The organism is Bariatricus sp. SGI.154, from assembly GCF_050313795.1.
GTDB lineage: Bacteria > Bacillota > Clostridia > Lachnospirales > Lachnospiraceae > CAMBRQ01.
On record NZ_JBNPMC010000002.1, the window covers coordinates 46398 to 67917 of the forward strand.

The following is a 21520-nucleotide window of genomic DNA, read 5'->3' on the forward strand; positions in this document are numbered from 1 at the left end:
TAGAAATGAATCAATATATAGAAGAAACAGAAAAAGGACTCGTGCATACTTATAACAGATTTCCGGTTGTGCTTGATCATGGAGAAGGCGTATATCTCTATGATACAGAAGGAAAGAAATATCTGGACTTTGCAGCGGGAATCGCCGTATGCGGTCTTGGATATGGCAATCAGGAACTGAATGATACATTAAAAACACAGATTGATAAGTTAATGCACACGTCCAATCTGTATTACAATACAAGTTGTGGTCAGGCGGCAGAGGCATTAAAACGTGTCTCTGGCATGGACAGAGTATTCTTTACCAACAGTGGAACAGAGGCGAATGAAGGAGCGCTGAAAGCAGTACGTAAATATGCATGGAAGAAAGGCAGCGGTCGTTACGAATTCATTGCAATGGAGAATTCTTTTCATGGACGGAGCATGGGAGCGGTGTCCGTGACAGGAACAGAAAGTTACCGTACGCCTTATGAACCGTTAATTCAGGGTGTGAAGTTCGCAAAATTTAATGATTTGGATAGTGTAAAAGCTTTAGTGAGTGATAAGACATGTGCGATCATCCTGGAGCCTTTGCAGGGTGAGGGAGGAATCAATATTGCGACACCAGAATTCATGAAGGGGATTCGAAAATTGTGTGATAAAGAAGGCATCCTCATGATCTGTGATGAGATCCAGTGTGGAATGGGACGTACCGGCAAGATGTTTGCATGGCAGCATTACGGTACAAAGCCGGATATCATGACTATGGCAAAAGCAATTGGAAGTGGTGTCCCGGTAGGAGCGTTTGCAATGACCGAGGCTGTGGCAGAATATTCACTCGAGCCGGGAGATCATGGAACCACATATGGAGGCAACCCGTTTGCGTGTGCAGCAGTGGCTAAGACGATTGAGATCTTTGAAAAGAAGAATCTGGTGGCGCATGTACATGAGGTGGGTGAGTACTTGTCGCAGAAACTGGATGAGTTGCTGAAGGAATGCGATGCTGTCGTTCAGAAGAAAGGAATCGGTCTGATTCAGGGAATTGAGATCACCAGACCTGTGGGAGAAGTGTCGGCAGAAGCGTTGAAAGAAGGTTTATTAGTCATCAGTGCGAAGGGGAATGTGCTTCGTCTGGTTCCTCCGCTTGTGATTGAAAAAAAGCAGATTGATGAATTTGTAGAGAAGATAAAACACATACTTTCATAGATTACAGAAACATAAAAAAGCAATCATTGGATATACTATTTACAGGAATGTAGGAGGTAGATCTGATGATTGGTTTTTTTATTGCTCTTTTATCGGGAGCGTTAATGAGTGTACAAGGAGTATTTAATACAAAGGTAACAGAGACGACTGGAATGTGGGTCAGCAATGCGTGGGTGCAGTTAAGCGCATTTGCCCTGTGCTTTGTGGCGTGGCTGATCGCTGGCAGGGATGATGTGATGACGTTGACAAAAGTAGAGCCCAAATATGTGCTCTTAGGAGGTGTGATCGGTGCGGGTATCACCTGGACCGTCATTAAGAGTATGGAGCAGCTTGGACCTGCGAAGGCGGCACTTCTGATTGTGATCTCCCAATTAATTATTGCTTATGTAATCGAACTTCTTGGACTGTTTGGTGTAGAGAAGGAGCCTTTGGAGTGGAGGAAAGTAATCGGTATGGTGATTGCACTGATTGGAGTTGCAATTTTTCAATGGAAATAGTACAATAAATCTGTCTAGGCATAAGCGGGGTATTTGCGGTTTCGACAGGCTGCAAAGGAGTTCATATGCATAGAAAGACATGGGAAAAGGTTTGTTTTATTATTCTTATGATAATGTTGCTTCTGTTAACAGGGTGTGCGAGAAAGAGTGAGGGCGAGCATGTCTGGTTGGAAGAAGCAGAGATAGAAGGAACAGAAGAAGAACAGGAAGAAGTATCAGAAGAAACGAAAGAGACAGATAAAGTACAGATGGAAGATTCTCTTGAAAAAGGCAATATCTATGTCCATGTATGCGGTGCGGTTGTAAGTCCGGGCGTCTATATGCTTAAGAGTGGCAGCCGTATATATGAGGCTGTAGAAGCAGCAGGCGGATTGACGGATGAAGCGTTGGAAGAGTCGCTGAATCAGGCGGCAGTGCTTGAAGATGGGCAGCAGTTATATGTCTTGTCGAAAGAGGAAGTGATACAAGGCAATACAGCCCAAGGAATGTCGGGAGCATCGGCGCAAGGTGCAGACGGTCAAAATCAGGATGATGGAAAGGTGAATCTAAATACTGCATCCAAGGAGCAATTGATGACGCTTTCTGGTATCGGAGAGGCGAAGGCTTCGGCAATTATCAATTACAGAGAGGAACATGGGGGCTTCCGTAAGGCAGAAGAACTGATGGAAGTAGAAGGAATCAAAGAAGGTACATATAACAAGATCAAAGACCAGATTAAGATATGAACATAATAAGGGAGAGGTTAGATGAGTAGACGAGTATTAGTTGTGGATGATGAAAAACTTATCGTGAAAGGAATTCGTTTCAGCCTTGAGCAGGATGGAATGAAGGTTGATTGCGCTTATGATGGGGAGGAAGCGTTAAAACTGGCGCGGGAGAATGCTTATGATATGATCTTGTTAGATATTATGCTGCCGAAACATGATGGCTTCGAAGTGTGCCAGCAGATTCGTGAATTCTCAGATGTGCCGATTGTGATGTTGACAGCAAGAAGCGATGATATGGATAAGATTCTTGGACTGGAATATGGCGCAGATGATTACATAACGAAGCCTTTCAATATTCTGGAGGTAAAAGCCCGTATTAAAGCAATTATACGTCGTACCAGCAAGCGCGACCAGGGACAGGCGAATGAGAAAGTGATCGTAAAGGGCGAGATGAAGATTGATTGTGAGAGCCGGCGTGTGATCATCGGTGAGAAAGAGATCAATCTGACGGCGAAAGAATTCGATCTTCTGGAACTTCTGGCGATGAACCCGAATAAGGTATACAGCCGGGAGAATCTGCTGAATATTGTATGGGGATATGAATATCCCGGAGATGCAAGAACTGTAGATGTACATATACGTCGGTTGAGAGAGAAGATTGAGACGAATCCGAGTGATCCGAAATACGTATATACAAAATGGGGTGTTGGTTATTATTTCAGGGGTTAGGAAATATTTAAAAAATAATGTGCTTAAAAGTCTCCGTTTTCGAATCATCCTTTTGGTCTTCCTGTCAGGGATAGTGCCTTGGGTGATTCTAAGGGGAGTCATTTTAAGTAGTTATGAGAAACGGGCAGTAGAGGTACGGACTGCCGAGATACAGAATCAATGTACCATTCTTTGTAACCAGTTAAGTAATACGAATTATCTGACGGGTGACACATCTGAGGCGATTAAGACAGAACTGATTCAGTTGTCGAATATCTATAATGGAAGAGTTCTGGTGGTTGATCATGATTTCCGTATTAAAGAAGATACATATGATATGGATAAGGGAAAGACTATCGTTTCCGAAGATGTTATTCGGTGTTTTCGTGGAAAAGGTACCAGTAATTATGACAAAAAGAACAGATATATAGAAGTGACTTCACCTATTTATGATCTTGGAAATGAAAAGATTACGGGTGTGATGCTGGTGAGTGTGTCGACAGATTCGATGAACGATAATATTCAGGTGTTAGATGAAAGAATCATTATTGTGGGACTGACTGTAGGAATGGTTATGATGGTGCTGGCTTTTGCGGCCGGATTCATGATGGTAAGACCATTCCAGAGAATCACCCACTCTATCGAGGCAGTAACAGAAGGATATGAGGATAATTATCTGCATGAGAATGCTTATACGGAGACTATGCGGATATCCGAAGCGTTTAATAAGATGCTGGGAAGGATGAAGGTACTGGATGATTCGAAGAATGAGTTTGTGTCGAATGTGTCCCATGAACTGAAGACGCCTCTTACTTCTATGAAGGTGCTGGCAGATTCTCTGCTTGCGCAAGAGGAAGTGCCTGCGGAACTTTATAAGGAGTTCATGGGCGACCTGTCAGAGGAGATTGAAAGGGAGAATAAGATTATTAATGATCTGTTATCCCTGGTTAAGATGGACAAGACTGCAAGCACGGTGAATATTAAGTCTGAGAATATGAATGCACTGGTAGAGCGAATCCTTAAGCAGTTAAGACCGATTGCGGCAACACGTAATATTGAAGTGGTATTCGAAAGTTTCCGCCCGGTTACGGCAGAAGTAGATGAGGTGAAGATATCTCTTGCCATAACGAACCTTGTAGAGAATGCAATTAAGTATAACAAAGAAAATGGATGGATTCATGTTTCTTTGAATGCAGACCATAAGAACTGTTATATTGAGGTTGCAGATTCAGGAATGGGAATTCCGGAGGAGGCGATCGAGCATGTATTTGAAAGATTCTATCGTGTGGACAAGTCTCATTCCAGAGAGATCGGCGGAACCGGCCTAGGGCTTGCGATTGCCAGAAGTGCAGTGGTAATGCATAGAGGAGCGATTAAGGTCTTTAGCCAGGTTGGAGAGGGAACGACGTTCACAGTGCGTATTCCGCTGACCTATGTGTCTTAGTTAGGGGGTCAAGCAGTATGAATCAGAAAAAGAAATATTATTCTATCGTATGCATCCTGCTCTGCCTGTTTCTTGTCGGGTGCACAAGAGGAAAAGAACCTGGCGAGGGTGAGACGTTCCTGTGCTTTGTAAATGCAGAAGGGACTGCGCTTGTGAAGGAAGCGTATGAGATGAAAGAGAAGGATACGGAAAGCCAGATTGGCGATATGCTGAAGAACATGGCTAAGGAGCCGGATTCAATAGATTATAAGAGTGTATTTTCAGAAAAGGTTCAAGTTCAGGAATGGACGCTGAATGAAGGAATCTTAGATCTTCATTTTAATAGTGCGTATGAAGATATGCGGCGAAGCGAAGAAGTGCTATTTCGTGCTGCGGTGGTGCAGACCCTGGCACAGATTTCGGAGGTTGAGTATATTGACTTCTTTATCGGTGATCAGCCGCTGAGGGATCAGGAAGGAAATGAAATCGGGTATATGAAGGCGGAAGATTTTATTCAGAATACGGGCTCGTCGCTGTATTCTTATCAGGTTGGCGATCTGAAACTTTATTTTGCCAATGAAAAGGGAGATAAACTGGTACAGGAGAATGTAAGCATCCGCTATAACAGCAATATGTCGATGGAGAAACTGATCGTGGAACAATTGATCAAAGGACCGACAATCGAAGGAAATAAGCCTGTGATTCCACCGGAGACGAAGATACTTGGCATATCGGTCAAAGATGGTGTGTGTTATGTGAATCTGGATGAGGGATTCCTGAATAACACTTATATGATCGATCCGAAGATTACGGTCTATGCAATCGTGAATTCTATTGTAGATGGAGGCTCATACAGCCAGGTTCAGATATTGGTTGGTGGAGAATCGAATATCCAGTATATGGGAAGCGTTGATCTGAACAAGCCGTTGTCGAGGGATCTGGATCTTGTGGAGGAGAATGAGAAGTGAAAAACAGGCCGTTATTATATGTGTGCCTGATGATACTGGCGGCAATTGTGCTGGCTGTGACTGGCGGAGGGAGCAGGTTCATAAGAGAACTTCGCCCTTCGCCGCTGGAACAAATGGCATCTCAGGAGGATGTCGTGACGGTGTACGGTCAGGTGTATTATCTGGAACAGAAAGAAAATTATCAGGCAGTTTATCTAAAGAAAAATTCTATACAACGAATATCGCAAATTCAACATAAGGAACCATCGTTCCAAGAGTCAAAGATTATCGCATATATAGATCCAAATATACAAATACACATCGGAAATATGGTAGAGATTAAAGGAGAAGTGTCCTTTTTTGAAAATGCCAGGAATCCGGGAAATTTCGACCAGAAGCGTTATTACCAGATTCAGGACATCCATGGAATCGTATGGGCAACAGAGGTTCGTCTGCTGGATTCGTCTAGATGGGAATTAAAGAATGCGCTCGTGGAATTTCGAAGCAAATGGAAAGAGAATCTGGTGGATGCTATGGGGGAAGAAGATGGAACGACCATGGGTGCCATGATGCTGGGCGAGAAATCAGATATGGATCAGGAACTGAAAGCATTATATCAGGCAAATGGTATTGGTCATATCCTGGCAATCTCAGGGCTTCATCTGTCCTTTATAGGGATTGGTATGTATCGGATTCTTAGGAGGCTTACGGGTTCATATCCGATCGGCGGAATCGCCGGTATCCTGTTTCTGGTACTGTACATCGTTATGATAGGTCTTACGGTATCGGCGATACGTGCGCTTGTAATGTTCTTGTTCCGGGTAGGGGCGGATATTGCCGGACGGCATTATGATGCGCCAACGGCATTGGCGGTAGCGGCAGTAGTCACTCTGGTGTGGAGACCGTTGTACTTATTTGATGGAGGGTTCTGGCTATCCTTTGGTGCAGTGTTCGCAATTTTGACGGTGCTTCCTGTGATGCAGCAGACATCTGCTGTTAAAAAGTATATTGGGAAAAGTGCCGGGAGGCGTGATGCTAAAAAATATTCCATATTGGTAAGTTTCGCCCAAGAGTCTGTGGTTCAGGGTCTGAGAGCAAGTATTAGTATTCATCTGGTGATTTTACCGATACTGCTCTATTATTTCTTTGAGTTTCCATTATATTCATTTTTCTTGAATCTCTTTGTGATTCCCTTAATGTCGGTGCTTTTATTCACGGGAATGTTGGGCAGCATCTGTGATACGATGATCATGCCTGTATCAGTAGTCTGTTTTACATTGTGCCGTGTAATCCTTTGGATCTATAAAAAGAGCTGCGATATAGCAATTATGCTTCCCGGAGCAAGAGTTGTGACAGGAAGACCTGCAATCTGGCAGATGGTTATGTACTATATGTTTTTGCTGCTGGGGGTCTTAACACTGAAAAGAAAGTTATTAGTTTCTATGGAAAGTTTAAAGAGAGAAAAAATAGAAAAGGGCAGCAATGTGAAGCAAGATCAGCAGAAGAAACTGTATAGGGATAACATAATAATGTGGAAGAGATGCGTAGTGATACTGTGGATTCTTAGTAGTTTGATGTTGATGATTCGTTGGGGAGAAAAAGGCAGTCTGGGAGTCACCATGTTGGATGTGGGACAGGGTGATGGAATATTTTTAAAAGGTCCGGATGGCGGAACCTATCTGATTGACGGAGGGAGCAGTGATGTGAAGAACGTAGGGAGGTATCGTATAGAACCGTTTCTAAAGTCGCAAGGTGTCAGTAAGATTGACTATGCGTTCATATCTCATGGTGACAGTGATCATATGAATGGTGTGGAAGAATTGATCAGCCGACAGGAAATTGGTGTAAGGATAGGGACACTGGTTCTTCCTGTACAAGAGGTGTGGGACGACAATCTAAAAGAACTGGCACATAAGGCGGACAGTGCAGGAGTAAAAGTGGCTGTGATACAGCCGGGACAGAACTTGACAGAGGGAGAGATGAACATTACATGCCTGCAGCCAGGTGCATCCAAGAAGATAGAACCTGGGAATGCAGCGTCGATGGTTCTGGCAGTCCGGTATGGTGGATATGATATGCTGCTTACCGGAGATGTGGAAGAAGAGGGAGAGGAAAACTTAACAAGCCTTCTTGCTTTAGGGTATCAGGATTGTACGTGGGAGGTTCTGAAGGTTGCGCATCATGGCTCTAAGAATTCTTCTAGTGAAGAATTCCTGGATTCTGTGTGCCCTAAATATGCTTTGATATCGGCAGGGCAGGATAATCGGTATGGACATCCTCATCAGGAGACACTCTACAGACTGAAAGATGCGGGGAGTAAGATCTATTCCACGCAGGATCAGGGTGCGATTGTGATAATTGTGAGGGATGGAAGAATGAGGTTTAATAGTGATATACTGAAATAAAAAGGTATTTTAGGAATACATCTCCAAACGGTTGAATTAAAAACAAAGATTCAGTATAATTTGAAAGAAAGATATCGAAAAGTATATTATTAATTATATATATTAAGAAAAGAGGTAATAGAAAGATGACATATCAAGAGGTACTTAAGAATGCAAGAACCTGCATGGGAGAATACTGCAAAGCCTGTCCGGTGTGCAACGGTAAGGCGTGCAGCAGCCAGATGCCGGGACCAGGAGCCAAAGGAAGCGGAACGGTTGCAATCCGTAATTATGATAAATGGCAGGAACTCTGTGTTAACATGGATACAATCTGTGAAAATCAATCGGTAGATACGACCCTCAACTTATTCGGGCAGACATTCCGACTTCCGATCTTTGCTGCCCCGATCGGTGCTATGAAACTTCACTATGGGGATAAGTATGATGATCTGGAATACAATGATATTCTGGTTCCCGCCTGCGTGGATGCAGGAATTGCAGCGTTCACAGGAGACGGCACGAATCCGGCAGTCATGGTGGCAGCAACAGAGGCGGTTAAGAAACAGGGAGGCAAAGGAATCCCGACGGTAAAGCCATGGGATATCAACACTTTGAAGGAGAAGTTGGCGATGATCAAAGCGTCCGGTTCTTTTGCAGTTGCTATGGATATCGATGCGGCAGGACTTCCATTCCTTAAGAATCTGACCCCTCCGGCTGGAAGCAAGACGGTAGAAGAATTGAAAGAGGTTGTAAAAGAGGCAGAAGTTCCATTTATTGTGAAGGGAATTATGACAGTAAAAGGAGCACTGAAAGCGAAAGAAGCAGGAGCAGCAGCGATTGTTGTATCGAATCACGGCGGGCGCGTCCTTGATCAGTGCCCGGCGACGGCAGAAGTGCTGGAAGAGATTGCAGATGCTGTGGGAGGAACGATGAAGATCTTCGTAGACGGCGGAATCCGTTCTGGCGTAGATGTATTCAAAGCGCTGGCTCTTGGAGCGGATGCGGTTCTGATCGGACGCCCATACGTAACGGCTGTATATGGCGGTGCGGCAGAAGGTGTTGCAGCATATACAGATAAACTGGCGGCCGAATTAGAGGATGCAATGGCAATGTGCGGTGCGCATTCGCTGGAAGAGATCTCAAGAGATATGGTAAGATAGTTCATGAAAAGTTTGAATGAAGATATTAAGACAGGAAAGTTCAGACAAGCCTACCTTCTGTATGGGGAGGAGGCTTATCTGAAGAAACAGTATAAAGGCAAGATGACTAAGGCTATGCTTCCTGAAGGGGATACTATGAATTATGCCTATTATGAAGGCAAGGGAATCCATCCGACCGAACTGATCGATCTGGCGGAGACGATGCCTTTTTTTGCCGAGCGCAGGCTGATTGTAGTGGAGAATTCAGGATTCTTCAAGAATGCGACGCCGGAACTGGCTGATTACATTAAGACAATGCCGGATACAACTTGTTTTCTTTTTATAGAAAATGAGGTGGATAAGCGTGGAAAGATGTATAAAGCGGTGAAGGATAAAGGACGCATCGTAGAGATGGGCAGGCAGGACGAGAAGACACTGCTCTACTGGATTGCCGGGAATGTGAAGAAAGAGGGCAGGCAGATCAAAGAGTCAACAGCACGCTATCTTGTGGCAAAGACCGGCACGGATATGGAGAACCTGGAAAAGGAGATGGAGAAACTATTTTCCTATACTTTGGGGGAGAATGAGATTACCATGCAGGATGTGGACGATATCTGCACTACCCAGATTACGAATAAGATCTTTGAGATGGTAGAGGCAGTGGCAACGAAGCAGCAGAAGAAGGCTCTTGATTATTACTATGATCTTCTTGCGCTGAAGGAGCCGCCAATGAGGATTCTTTACCTGCTGTCACGGCAGTTTAAATTATTGTTGGAAGTAAAAGATCTTCTGGGGCGAGGATATGATAAGGGTCAGATTGCCAAGACTGCAGGACTTCATCCGTTTGTAGCGGGCAAATACATGCAGCAGTGCAAATCATTTACGAAAGAGGAACTGCGGGGAATTATGGAAGAGTCTGCCGGTACAGAAGAAATGGTGAAGACAGGGAGGCTTAATGATGTCATGAGTGTTGAACTTTTTATTGTAAAACAGAGCAACCCGTGATATACTGGCAAAGATAAGAGACTGTGGGCTTCAAAGATTGAAAAGTATTGGGAGCATAGTCTCTTTTTGAGATGAAGTCTCTGGCAGAGCAGAGAGCGAATAGAAATCATATAACAGACAAGGGGAAGAATAACTGTGGCAGGAATAGATCAGAGTAAAATTCGGAATTTTTGTATTATTGCACACATTGATCATGGAAAATCCACGCTGGCAGACCGTATCATTGAGATGACCGGGCTGCTTACGAGTCGTGAGATGCAGTCTCAGGTACTGGATAATATGGATCTGGAGCGAGAGAGAGGAATTACCATCAAGGCACAGGCAGTGCGTATTGTCTATAAGGCGAAGGATGGCGAAGAGTATATCTTTAACTTAATTGATACTCCGGGACACGTGGATTTTAACTATGAAGTATCCAGGAGTCTGGCGGCTTGCGATGGTGCAATCCTAGTGGTGGATGCTGCCCAGGGCGTAGAAGCGCAGACGCTGGCGAATGTGTATCTCGCGCTGGACCATGATCTGGATGTGATGCCGGTCATTAATAAAATCGATCTTCCAAGTGCAGAGCCGGAGCGAGTGATGGAGGAGATTGAAGACGTCATTGGTATCGAAGCCATGGATGCACCGAAGATCTCGGCAAAGACCGGACTGAATGTGGAAGAAGTGCTGGAGCAGATCGTAGAGAAGATTCCGGCACCGCAGGGAGATTCGTCAGCACCTCTGAAAGCATTGATCTTCGATTCTGTGTATGATTCTTATAAAGGAGTCATCGTATTTTGCAGAATCAAAGAGGGTAGTGTGAAGAAAGGAACGCCGATTCTGATGATGGCTACCGGAGCCAAAGCAGAGGTTGTGGAAGTTGGATACTTTGGGGCAGGTCAGTTCATTCCGTGTGAGGAATTGAGTGCCGGCATGGTTGGATATATTACTGCCAGCCTTAAGAATGTAAAAGACACACGCGTGGGTGATACAATTACCAATGCAGCGAATCCGTGTGCAGAGCCACTTCCGGGCTATAAGAAAGTGAATCCTATGGTTTATTGCGGTATGTATCCAGCAGATGGCGCGAAATATCCGGATCTTCGGGATGCTTTGGAAAAATTGCAGTTGAATGATGCGTCTTTGCAGTTCGAGCCGGAGACGTCTATTGCATTAGGATTTGGTTTCCGCTGTGGGTTCCTGGGATTATTGCATCTGGAGATTATCCAGGAGCGTTTGGAAAGAGAGTATAATCTGGATCTGGTTACTACCGCGCCAGGTGTTATCTATAAAGTCCATAAGACGAATGGTGACGTAATAGAACTGACGAATCCATCCAATCTTCCGGATCCATCTGAGATTGAATACATGGAAGAGCCTATGGTGAAGGCGGAGATTATGGTCACTTCTGAATTCATCGGTGCAATCATGGATCTGTGTCAGGAACGAAGAGGAGTCTATGAGGGAATGGAATATATTGAGGAGACACGTGCGGTGCTTCGGTATCATTTGCCATTGAATGAGATTATCTATGACTTCTTCGATGCATTAAAATCCCGTTCCAGGGGCTATGCTTCTTTTGATTATGAACTGGATGGCTATGTACAGTCGAATCTTGTGAAACTGGATATCCTCATTAATAAGGAAGAAGTGGATGCGCTTTCCTTCATTCTTCATGCAGATACCGCTTATGAGCGTGGTCGCAAGATGTGCGAGAAGTTAAAAGAGGAGATTCCAAGACAACTCTTTGAGATTCCGATTCAGGCAGCGATTGGAAGCAAGATCATTGCAAGGGAAACTGTAAGAGCGATGCGAAAAGATGTACTTGCCAAGTGTTATGGCGGTGATATCACCCGTAAACGAAAACTTCTGGAGAAACAGAAAGAAGGTAAGAAGCGTATGCGTCAGGTAGGTAATGTAGAGATTCCTCAGAAAGCGTTCATGAGCGTTCTGAAATTGGATGATAGAAAATGAGACCATTAGAATTATATATTCATATACCATTTTGTATACAGAAATGTCAATATTGTGACTTCCTGTCGGCTCCTTCCACTGCGAAGGAGCGGCAGGAGTATGTAGAGAGCCTTTGTCAGAAAATTCGTTCATACGGAGAACTGGCAAAGGCTTATCATGTTGTCAGTATCTTTGTGGGAGGAGGGACTCCGTCTATCCTGGAGGCAGGGCAGATGATTAGGATCTTTGATGTGGTACGCAGTACATTTTCTATAAATGAAGATGCGGAGATTACCATAGAAGCTAACCCTGGGACGGTGACCAGAGAGAAGTTAAAGGCTTATCGTCAGGCGGGCATCAATCGTCTGAGCATTGGGCTGCAGTCTGCAAAGAGCGAAGAACTAAAAATCCTTGGAAGAATCCATACTTATGAGGAATTTCTTGCAACGTACAGACTTGCCAGAGAAGAAGGATATCGGAATATCAATGTAGATCTGATGTCAGCAATTCCCCATCAGACGGCAGCAGGATGGAGTGAGACTTTAAGACAGGTTGCAGAATTAGGGCCTGAGCACATCTCAGCATATAGCCTGATGATCGAAGAGGGGACTCCGTTCTACGAACGGTATGGAGAAGGCAGGCATGAAGATGAATTGCCGGGCGAAGATGAGGAAAGGAAGATGTACCGCCAAACCAGGTCTATTCTTAAGGAATATGGCTACCATAGATATGAGATATCTAATTATGCCAAACCAGGCTATGAATGTCGGCATAATCTGGGATACTGGAATCGGACAGAGTATCTGGGAATCGGCATGGGAGCGGCATCTCTGATAGATAATCAGAGATGGAACGAAGGTGGAGAACCAGAAGTCTTAACCATGGAGAACCAGATGGAAGAGTATATGTTCCTGGGACTTCGGAAGATGAAAGGCGTGCTAAAAGAGAGGTTCCTGGCAGAATTCGGGTGCGAAATGGAAGAAATCTATGGAGAGGTCTTGGGGAAGATGTATCGTGATGGACTTTTGGAGGAATGCGGGGATTACGTAAGACTGACGGAGAGAGGGATCGATGTCAGTAATTATGTGATGAGTGAATTCCTCTTGTAGAGGGGAATTTAGTTCTTGAAGAGTATATGTGGAGTGTACGACAGAAAGGGACAGTATGGCAGTTCATATCCGACTCCAATCGCCTACAATTCGTAGGTTCAAAAGAGGTCTGGAATCAGGAATCGAATGTAATCGTCGGAGAAAATCTGAAAGATTTTTCCGACTCAGACATTCTTGAATTCTGTGCTTGTGGCACAGAATTCATCCTGATTTCAGACCTCTTTTTTACCAACAGATTGTACGGCTCTTCTACGGACATGAACTGCCATACTGCCCCTCTCTGCCTGACATTCTTATGTGTGACTCTTCATGAACTGTGAGGATTCCTGGCGGGAGTGCGTGTGGAACGGTGTTGGATGGGTAACAGATTAGGAGTGGAACGGATTTATATTCATGAAGTAAACAGGAGTTTTGTGATTAAGACATAAATTAGTGCAGGGAATATGCTTTACATATAATTTTTCATCATTGCATACCTTCCTGTTCTTTTCACACGTCCACGCTTCCAGTTTCCACCCAATATTTCTCCATGTATCGCCCCGGTATCCCAACCAATACCGCTCCACACATCCACTCCCGCTGGAATCCCCACAATGGAGAAAATCTTGAGTACACGGAGATGTCAGGTGCAAGGGTAGGGAAGTTGTGGGCTGTGGCCGTATCATGAGCCTTAGACCTCGTTGCAGAAAAAGATATCGTCAGTTCGTGCGAAACCAGGACCACAAGTCCTGGTTTCGAGGGCATCTGAGTCGTAAGACCATCAAGGGCTTACGACTCAGATGCCCGGTTAGAACTGACGATATCTTTTTCTGTTACAAGGTCTTGGCGAAATAATCCGGCTACAGCCCACAGTTTCCCTGCCCTTGCGCCGTACACTTCCCAACACTCCACTTTCTACACAAAATTCCCCTTATAATAAATTCGCCATAACCAACGCATAGATCTCCTGATTCTTCTTCGTCCAATTATTGGCAATCGTCTCTGCTTCGGTCTCGGTTGGAGCCGTCACTGTCAGATCAATCAGAGGTGCTCCCTGTTCAATGACCTGGCATCTTATAGAATATTCATTATTAGAATTCCGATAGTAATCGGATTTTACTGATACTTCGTTTTTTAACTCATATTGCTTTTCGTTCAGAAACCGATTGATATCCTCCTGAATAGCAGAGGAGATATCATTCTTGAAGTAATGAATCGTTTCTGCACCATCTTCTGTCAGGTGATAGAAAGTTCGGCTGTGCGTGGATTCTTCACGGATAAAGCCAGATTCGATCAACTCTGAGATTGCCTGCTGTAGTTTAAAATAAGTCGTATATCCTTCATCCAGAATGAATTCTGAGATCTGGGAATTCGTCAGGGGAAAATCGACTTTATTCAGCATGTAGAGGATGATGAGTTTGTAGAGTTTAAATGATTGATCCATGGTTACAACTCCTTTCCTTGCCAGATGTCATGACGCTTCAGATATGCCTGCATCTGGTTTAGTACCTGCCGCTTATTTCCTGTCCATAGGGGAGCAATCAGAAGTGACTTGGGTCCATCTCCGGTCAGCCGGTGTACTACGATGTCAGGTCGTAGGATGCAGAGACATCGGCCAAGCATTTCAAAATATTCCTCCATGTCGGGAAGGGCAAATGGATGCTCGCGGTAATAGTCTGCGAGATCGGTATGTTCTAGTATGTGTAGTAAATGAAACTTTACACCCTGGATATCTAAGGTGTTCAGGTATCGGACAGTTTCCAGCATCTTATCCGTGTCTTCTGTGGGAAGTCCGAGAATCGTATGGACAATCACCGGGATATGAATTTTTCGCAAGTCTGATACAGCCTGTTCGAATACAGGAAGATCATAACCTCTCCGTATGAAATTCGCACTCCTGGGATGAATCGTCTGAAGGCCTAGTTCAATCCATACGGGCTTGATTCGGTTTAACTCTTCCAGCAGAGCAAGTATTTCCGGTCCGAGACAGTCAGGACGGGTAGCAATATCCAGAAGTCTGATATCGGGATGCCGGATGGCTTCGGTGAATATGTCCCTAAGATAGGAAACGGGTGCATAAGTATTGGTATATGCCTGAAAATACGCGATATAGGATGATCCGGTATATTTTCGGGCAACTTGTGCTTTGCCTTGCTCGATCTGTTCTGTAATCGAAAGACTGCGATCTGAAGCAAAATCACCAGAACCGCCTGCGCTGCAGAAGATACAGCCCCGGCGGTTCAGTTTGCCGTCACGGTTAGGGCAGGTCATGCCGCCATCCAGTGAGATCTTATATAGTTTTTCGCCATAGGTTTGTTTAAAATAGTAATCCAGTGAATAATATCTCTTTTCTTCCCAGCGGACAGTCATACTAGATTAGTTCCTTTACTGCACGACTTACGACATCCGCAACACGTGGGTCGAATGCTTCCGGCAGGATATTATTTTCATTCAGTTCCTCATCAGGAATCAGGCTGGCGATTGCGTTAGCAGTTGCCAGTTTCATCTCTTCGGTAATCTGGGTGGCACGTCCTTCTAGCGCTCCTTTGAAGATGCCAGGGAATGCTACTACGTTGTTTACCTGATTCGGGAAATCGGAGCGTCCGGTTCCCACAACTTTGGCACCAGCTTCTTTGGCAAGATCTGGCATAATCTCAGGAACAGGGTTCGCCATAGCGAACAGAATCGCATCCTGATTCATAGAAGCGACCATCTCTTTGGATACAATGTTCGGAGCAGAAACGCCAACGAAGATGTCAGCACCTTTTAATGCGTCTGCAAGTGTTCCGGTCTTACCTTCCAGATTGGTGACCTCTGTCATCTTCTGCTGCATCCAGTTCAGGTTCGGAGAATCCTTACTGATAATACCGTTGATATCGCACATGGTGATATGCTTGAAACCATAAGTCAGAAGGAGTTTGGTGATTGCAACGCCAGCAGAGCCGGCGCCATTAACGACAACTTTGGAATCTTCTTTATTCTTACCGGTCACTTTCATGGCGTTGATAATTCCTGCGAGAACTACGATGGCAGTTCCATGCTGGTCATCATGGAAGACCGGGATGTCCAGTAATTCTTTCAGACGCTCTTCGATTTCGAAGCAGCGTGGAGCGCTGATGTCTTCCAGATTGATGCCGCCGAAAGCAGGTGCGATATTTACCACTGTCTTGATAATCTCTTCGGTATTCTGAGTATCAAGGCAGATCGGAACTGCATTCACTCCGCCAAATTCTTTGAATAATACGGCTTTTCCTTCCATAACCGGCATAGCGGCAAGAGCGCCGATGTTGCCAAGTCCAAGAACTGCGCTCCCGTCAGACACAACGGCTACGGTATTAGACTTGATTGTATAAGTATAAGCGGCTTCTTTGTCTTGGGCGATGACTTTGCAAGGTTCGGCAACTCCAGGAGTATAAGCGATCGCCAGATCTTCGCGTGAGTTTACATGAGACTTTGCCGTGGTCTCAATCTTTCCTTGCCATTCTTCGTGCATTTTGAGTGCTTTTTCATTATTTGTCATGAGGAATACCACCTTTTCATATGTTCTTTCTTAATGATAGATACGAGGATGTATACTCGTATTGTTTATAATCATATCACCCCTCTGAAATCAAATCAATAAAAAGGCTTTCAAAATTCTAATATTTGTAGTATAATGGGTTCATGTTTCCAACTAAGGTCGTTTCCGACCTTTGATTCCATTTATATTTATATATTTTATATATGGCAAATAAAAAGCGGAAATCTATTTTTATGAAAGGGATAGCATATGATGAGAGAAAAATATGAATCATTACCATTATCCACGCTAAAAGATCTTGCAAAAGCAAGGGGAATAAAGGGCATGTCAACAGCGAAAAAAGCAGACTTGATAGAACGCATGCTAGAAGAAGACGAGAAAGAGAAAAAGACATCCAGAGAGACAGTAAAAGAGATGTCTGCCAACACGGGAGATAAAGAGATCCATGATATCGACAGATTGGATAGTGGAGTGACAGTTCAGGGAATTCTGGAAGTGCTTCCGGATGGATATGGATTTATCCGAAGTGCGAATTATCTGCCAGGAGAGAACGATGTATATGTATCTCCGTCGCAGATTCGCAGGTTCAACCTGAAGACTGGTGATATTTTGGAAGGTAATACGCGTATTAAGACGCAGCAGGAGAAGTTTTGCGCCCTGTTATATCTTACTAAGATCAATGATATTGATCCACTGAAGGCGATGCGTCGGATGAATTTTGAAGATATGACGCCGATCTTCCCGGATGAGAGACTCTGCTTGGAATGTGGAAAGACAAGCACGGCTATGCGAATCGTAGATCTTCTGTCTCCGATTGGAAAGGGACAGCGTGGTATGATTGTGTCTCAGCCGAAAGCTGGTAAGACGACACTTTTAAAACAGATTGCATTATCGGTACGTCAGAATAATCCGGAGATTCATCTGCTGATTCTGTTGATTGATGAGCGTCCGGAAGAAGTAACAGATATTAAGGAGACGATTGAGGGAGATAATGTTGAGGTAATCTATTCAACTTTCGATGAACTGCCGGAGCATCATAAGCGTGTATCAGAGATGGTCATTGAGCGTGCGAAGCGTTTGGTAGAGCATAAAAAGGATGTTATGATTTTGCTGGATAGTATTACCCGTCTGGCAAGGGCATACAACCTGACTGTTCCGCCTTCAGGAAGAACCTTATCCGGTGGTCTTGATCCGGCGGCTCTGCATATGCCGAAACGATTCTTCGGTGCAGCAAGAAACATGCGTGGCGGCGGAAGCCTTACGATTCTTGCAACGGCACTGGTAGATACCGGAAGCAAGATGGATGATGTTATTTATGAAGAGTTCAAGGGAACTGGTAACATGGAACTTGTATTAGACCGCAAACTTTCTGAGAAGAGAGTATTCCCGGCTATTGATATTCCGAAGTCAAGCACCAGAAGAGAAGATCTTCTGTTATCCAGGGAAGAACAGGAAGCTGTGGACTCCATGCGCCGGGCATTGAACGGTATGAGGTCGGATGAGGCGGTAGAGAACATTCTGAATATGTTCAGCAGAACGAATAATAATGCAGAGTTAATCCAATTAGTAAAAAAGACAAAATTTATCTAGACAATGCCGTGCTTTTATGATACAATAACAACGCTGTTTAGATAACGAACATTTATTGCACATTGTGCATCTGACTAAATAAAGAAGAGGTGAAAATCATGAAAGAAGGAATACATCCAGCATATCATCAGGCAACTGTAACTTGTAACTGCGGCAATACATTCGTAACAGGATCTACAAAAGAAGATATCCACGTAGAAATCTGTTCTAAATGCCATCCGTTCTATACAGGGCAGCAGAAAGCAACTCAGGCTCGTGGTCGTGTTGATAAGTTCAATAAGAAATACGGAATGGGTAAATAAGTATTACAAGTATCGGGTTGAGGTTGTATAATCTCAACCCCTTTTTATCTTATTAAAAAATAGTGAATCAAAAGCGTATGCTTGAAGGAGTTGCGGTATATTATGAAGTCATCTAATATTGGCGGGCAGGCAGTACTGGAAGGAATTATGATGAAGCATAAAGACGATTATGCTGTTGCAGTCCGAAAACCGGACGGCGAGATCGTCGTACAGAAAGAGACTTATAAAAGTTTTGTAGGTAATTGGAAGAAACTGACGGAGGTTCCATTCGTCAGGGGAATATTTAATTTCATAGATTCAATGGTGCTGGGAATTAAGACATTGACTTATTCTGCAAGTTTCTTTGAAGAGGAAGAAGTTATTGAGATGACGGTGGAAGAGAAAGCAAAGAAAGAAAAGAGGGAGAACCTGATGATGGGAGTGACGGTGGCATTCTCGGTAGTGGCTGCGGTTGCAATCTTTATGGTACTGCCATATTTTCTGTCTTCGCTGTTGAAGCCGCTGGTTACATCTTATAGTATGCGCACGGTGATTGAAGGAGTTGTAAGGATTGGCATCTTCATATTATATGTGCTGATGATTTCAAGAATGAAGGATATTCAGAGAACCTTTATGTATCATGGAGCGGAGCATAAATGCATTAACTGTATTGAGCATGGGCTGCCGCTTACCGTGGAGAATGTAAGAATCAGTTCCAGGCAGCATAAGAGATGTGGGACGAGTTTCCTATTCCTGGTACTTGCAATCAGTATTATACTACTGCTTTTGATCCGGGTGGAGTCGCCTTTAATGCGTGTAGTGGTTCGAATTGCACTGCTTCCTGTGATTGCGGGGATCTCATATGAGTTCTTGAAACTGGCGGGGCGAAGTGATCATCCGGTGATTAATCTGTTAAGTAAACCAGGGCTGGCAATTCAAAAACTGACAACGAAAGAACCGGATGATAGTATGATCGAAGTGGCGATTCAGGCTGTGGAAGCAGTATTTGATTGGAGAGCATATGAAGCAGAGAATTTTCACACTGCAGCAGATCTATAAGGAAGGCGCTTCCAGATTACAGGAGGCCGGAGTAGAAGAGTCATTATTGGATGCGTGGTATTTGTTGGAGTATGTGACCGGGATTAGCAAGGCGTCCTATTATGGCGATCCAGGCAGAGAGGTGGAAGAAGAGCAAGCCAAGAGATATCTGGATTATATTGAAGTGCGAAGCCGAAGGATTCCACTACAGCATATTACAGGAGAGCAGGAGTTCATGGGGTATCCTTTCTATGTGAATGAGCATGTGCTGATACCAAGGCAGGATACGGAAGTTCTGGTGGAAGAGGCTATAAAGATTATAAGGAAGATGGATTGTAAGACTTCGTTAGAAGGGTGTGTAGCGGACAGTCCGAAATTAGTTAAGCAAGGCAAAATGATTCTGGATATGTGTACAGGCTCGGGGTGTATTATCTTAAGCATTCTGAAGATGTGTCCGGGCGTAAATGGAACAGGCTGTGATATCTCTGAGGAAGCATTGAAAGTAGCGAAGAGAAATGCAAAACGTCTTGGGGTGAAAGCAGGATTTGTCCGGAGCGATTTGTTCGAAGCATGGGAAAATGTAGAAAGTCCGAAGGATAAATATGATGTAATTGTGTCGAATCCGCCATATATCCGCACGGCGGTTATTGAAGAACTCGAGGAAGAAGTGCGTCTTCATGATCCCAGACTTGCATTGGATGGCAAGCAAGATGGACTGTATTTTTACAGAAGAATTGTGAAAAACAGCATTTGCCATATAAAAGATGGCGGATATCTGATGTTCGAGATCGGGTATGAGCAAGGAAAGGATGTTTCTGGGATTATGAAACAATATGGATATCGGAATATAGTGGTAAAAAAGGATTTGGCAGGTCTTGACCGAGTGGTGATCGGCATGTACAATAAAAGGTAGTGCTTAGATAAGTCAGGGATAGGATGCGGAGGTATTCTATTCGAAGATATTAAAAATGATGGAAAAAGATAGAAACTAGGAGGAAAAATTATGTTTGACAGATTAGAGGATCTGCTCATTCGTCTAGAGGAGATATTGAGTGAGTTGCAAGAACCGGATGTTGCAAGTGATCAGGTGAGATTTCGCAAACTCATGAAGGAACAGAATGACTTGACCCCCATTGTTGAGGCATATAAGGAATACAAATCCTGTAAGCAGGCAGTCGAGGACAGTCTTCAGATGTTAGAAGAAGAGTCTGATGAAGAGATGCGGGAACTTGCTAAGGAAGAGTTGAATGAATCCAAGGCAAGAATAGAAGAATTGGAGAAAGAACTTAAGATCTTACTGCTTCCAAAAGATCCGAACGATGACAAGAACGTTATCGTAGAGATTCGTGCAGGTGCGGGCGGAGATGAGGCAGCGCTTTTTGCGGCTGAGATCTATCGGATGTATCTGCATTATGCAGAAAGCAGACGATGGAAAGTTGAGTTGGTAGAATGCGAAGAGATTGGTATTGGCGGCATGAAGAATGTTACTTTTATGATCAATGGTAACGGTGCATATTCGGTGATGAAGTATGAGTCGGGTGTTCATCGCGTGCAGCGTGTACCGGAGACGGAATCGGGAGGACGTATCCATACCTCTACGATCACGGTCGCAGTCATGCCGGAGGCAGAAGAAGTAGATATCCAGATTGATGAAAAAGATATCCGTATTGATGTTATGCGTGCATCCGGTAACGGCGGACAGTGCGTCAATACTACAGATTCTGCGGTACGCCTGACTCATTATCCGACTGGAATCGTAATTTACAGCCAGACAGAGAAGTCGCAGTTACAGAATAAAGAGAAGGCATTCGCTTTACTCCGTGCGAAATTATATGATATGGAATGTCAGAAGCAGCATGATGCGGAAGCAGAGGCGAGAAAGAGCCAGATTGGTACAGGAGACCGTTCTGAGAAGATTCGTACTTATAACTTCCCGCAGGGACGTGTGACGGATCATCGAATCGGCTTGACGCTGTATAAGTTGGATAAGATTATGAATGGTGATATTCAGGAGATTATTGATGCTTGTATTGCGGCGGATCAGGCGGCAAAATTGGCGAATATGAATGAGTAATAG

The 21520-nt window shown here is 44.2% G+C and carries 20 protein-coding genes; 17 read left to right on the forward strand and 3 right to left on the reverse strand.

From position 1 onward, the window contains the following. Window positions 1-5 precede the first annotated feature (5 nt). From ACQRBN_RS02160 to ACQRBN_RS02215, 12 genes are all read left to right on the forward strand, one after another. On the forward strand, window positions 6-1184 hold the full coding sequence (locus ACQRBN_RS02160; RefSeq protein WP_427737290.1) for an aspartate aminotransferase family protein: 1179 nt from the start codon (window positions 6-8) through the stop codon (window positions 1182-1184). Window positions 1185-1249: 65 nt separating this feature from the next. Next, window positions 1250-1681, forward strand: a complete 432-nt coding sequence (locus tag ACQRBN_RS02165) for a DMT family transporter (protein WP_427737291.1) — start codon at window positions 1250-1252, stop codon at window positions 1679-1681. Between the two features lie 65 nt (window positions 1682-1746). Continuing rightward, on the forward strand, window positions 1747-2406 hold the full coding sequence (locus tag ACQRBN_RS02170; RefSeq protein WP_427737292.1) for a helix-hairpin-helix domain-containing protein: 660 nt from the start codon (window positions 1747-1749) through the stop codon (window positions 2404-2406). Between the two features lie 21 nt (window positions 2407-2427). Further along, complete coding sequence (locus ACQRBN_RS02175; RefSeq protein ID WP_427737293.1) at window positions 2428-3117, forward strand: response regulator transcription factor; 690 nt, start codon at window positions 2428-2430, stop codon at window positions 3115-3117. Further along, entirely contained in the window at window positions 3062-4540 is a 1479-nt protein-coding gene (locus tag ACQRBN_RS02180; protein WP_427737403.1) for a sensor histidine kinase, read from the forward strand. The genes ACQRBN_RS02175 and ACQRBN_RS02180 overlap by 56 nt, the downstream gene beginning before the upstream one ends. A 17-nt stretch (window positions 4541-4557) precedes the next feature. Then, complete coding sequence (locus ACQRBN_RS02185) at window positions 4558-5487, forward strand: GerMN domain-containing protein (protein WP_427737294.1); 930 nt, start codon at window positions 4558-4560, stop codon at window positions 5485-5487. Then, window positions 5484-7871 carry a DNA internalization-related competence protein ComEC/Rec2 gene (locus ACQRBN_RS02190; protein ID WP_427737295.1) on the forward strand — a complete coding sequence of 796 codons (2388 nt, stop codon included), beginning with the start codon at window positions 5484-5486 and terminating at the stop codon, window positions 7869-7871. The genes ACQRBN_RS02185 and ACQRBN_RS02190 overlap by 4 nt, the downstream gene beginning before the upstream one ends. 125 nt (window positions 7872-7996) lie before the next feature. Further along, window positions 7997-9010, forward strand: a complete 1014-nt coding sequence (locus ACQRBN_RS02195) for an alpha-hydroxy-acid oxidizing protein (RefSeq protein WP_427737296.1) — start codon at window positions 7997-7999, stop codon at window positions 9008-9010. Between the two features lie 3 nt (window positions 9011-9013). Then, window positions 9014-9994: a DNA polymerase III subunit delta gene (holA, locus tag ACQRBN_RS02200; RefSeq protein ID WP_427737297.1), complete on the forward strand. Its 981-nt coding sequence runs from the start codon at window positions 9014-9016 to the stop codon at window positions 9992-9994. Window positions 9995-10129: 135 nt separating this feature from the next. Continuing rightward, a complete protein-coding gene (gene lepA / locus ACQRBN_RS02205) occupies window positions 10130-11947 on the forward strand; it encodes a translation elongation factor 4 (RefSeq protein ID WP_427737298.1) in 1818 nt (605 codons plus the stop codon). Then, on the forward strand, window positions 11944-13035 hold the full coding sequence (gene hemW, locus ACQRBN_RS02210; protein WP_427737299.1) for a radical SAM family heme chaperone HemW: 1092 nt from the start codon (window positions 11944-11946) through the stop codon (window positions 13033-13035). Before lepA ends, hemW begins: the two co-directional genes overlap by 4 nt. A 26-nt stretch (window positions 13036-13061) precedes the next feature. After that, window positions 13062-13355 carry a hypothetical protein gene (locus ACQRBN_RS02215; RefSeq protein WP_427737300.1) on the forward strand — a complete coding sequence of 98 codons (294 nt, stop codon included), beginning with the start codon at window positions 13062-13064 and terminating at the stop codon, window positions 13353-13355. A gap of 590 nt (window positions 13356-13945) precedes the next feature. Here the strand turns inward: ACQRBN_RS02215 and ACQRBN_RS02220 are convergent. Genes ACQRBN_RS02220 through ACQRBN_RS02230 form a run of 3 tightly spaced genes read right to left on the reverse strand, consistent with a single transcriptional unit; the run spans window position 13946 to window position 16534 of the window. Then, window positions 13946-14458 (reverse strand): DUF4364 family protein, encoded by a 513-nt coding sequence (locus tag ACQRBN_RS02220; RefSeq protein ID WP_427737301.1) that lies wholly within the window; start codon window positions 14456-14458, stop codon window positions 13946-13948. A gap of 2 nt (window positions 14459-14460) precedes the next feature. After that, window positions 14461-15384 carry a TIGR01212 family radical SAM protein gene (locus ACQRBN_RS02225; RefSeq protein WP_427737302.1) on the reverse strand — a complete coding sequence of 308 codons (924 nt, stop codon included), beginning with the start codon at window positions 15382-15384 and terminating at the stop codon, window positions 14461-14463. 1 nt (window position 15385) lies between these two features. Then, entirely contained in the window at window positions 15386-16534 is a 1149-nt protein-coding gene (locus ACQRBN_RS02230; protein WP_427737304.1) for an NAD(P)-dependent malic enzyme, read from the reverse strand. A gap of 252 nt (window positions 16535-16786) precedes the next feature. On the opposite strand from ACQRBN_RS02230, the gene rho reads away from it, so the two are divergent. The 5 genes from rho (at window position 16787) to prfA (ending at window position 21517) form a co-directional block, all read left to right on the forward strand. Beyond that, complete coding sequence (rho, locus tag ACQRBN_RS02235) at window positions 16787-18124, forward strand: transcription termination factor Rho (RefSeq protein ID WP_427737404.1); 1338 nt, start codon at window positions 16787-16789, stop codon at window positions 18122-18124. A 98-nt stretch (window positions 18125-18222) separates the two neighbouring features. After that, window positions 18223-18426, forward strand: a complete 204-nt coding sequence (gene rpmE / locus ACQRBN_RS02240) for a 50S ribosomal protein L31 (protein ID WP_427737305.1) — start codon at window positions 18223-18225, stop codon at window positions 18424-18426. Between the two features lie 102 nt (window positions 18427-18528). Further along, on the forward strand, window positions 18529-19464 hold the full coding sequence (locus ACQRBN_RS02245; RefSeq protein WP_427737307.1) for a DUF1385 domain-containing protein: 936 nt from the start codon (window positions 18529-18531) through the stop codon (window positions 19462-19464). Beyond that, entirely contained in the window at window positions 19427-20356 is a 930-nt protein-coding gene (gene prmC, locus ACQRBN_RS02250) for a peptide chain release factor N(5)-glutamine methyltransferase (protein ID WP_427737308.1), read from the forward strand. The genes ACQRBN_RS02245 and prmC overlap by 38 nt, the downstream gene beginning before the upstream one ends. A 90-nt stretch (window positions 20357-20446) precedes the next feature. After that, a complete protein-coding gene (gene prfA / locus ACQRBN_RS02255; protein WP_427737309.1) occupies window positions 20447-21517 on the forward strand; it encodes a peptide chain release factor 1 in 1071 nt (356 codons plus the stop codon). The last annotated feature ends 3 nt before the right edge of the window (window positions 21518-21520 follow it).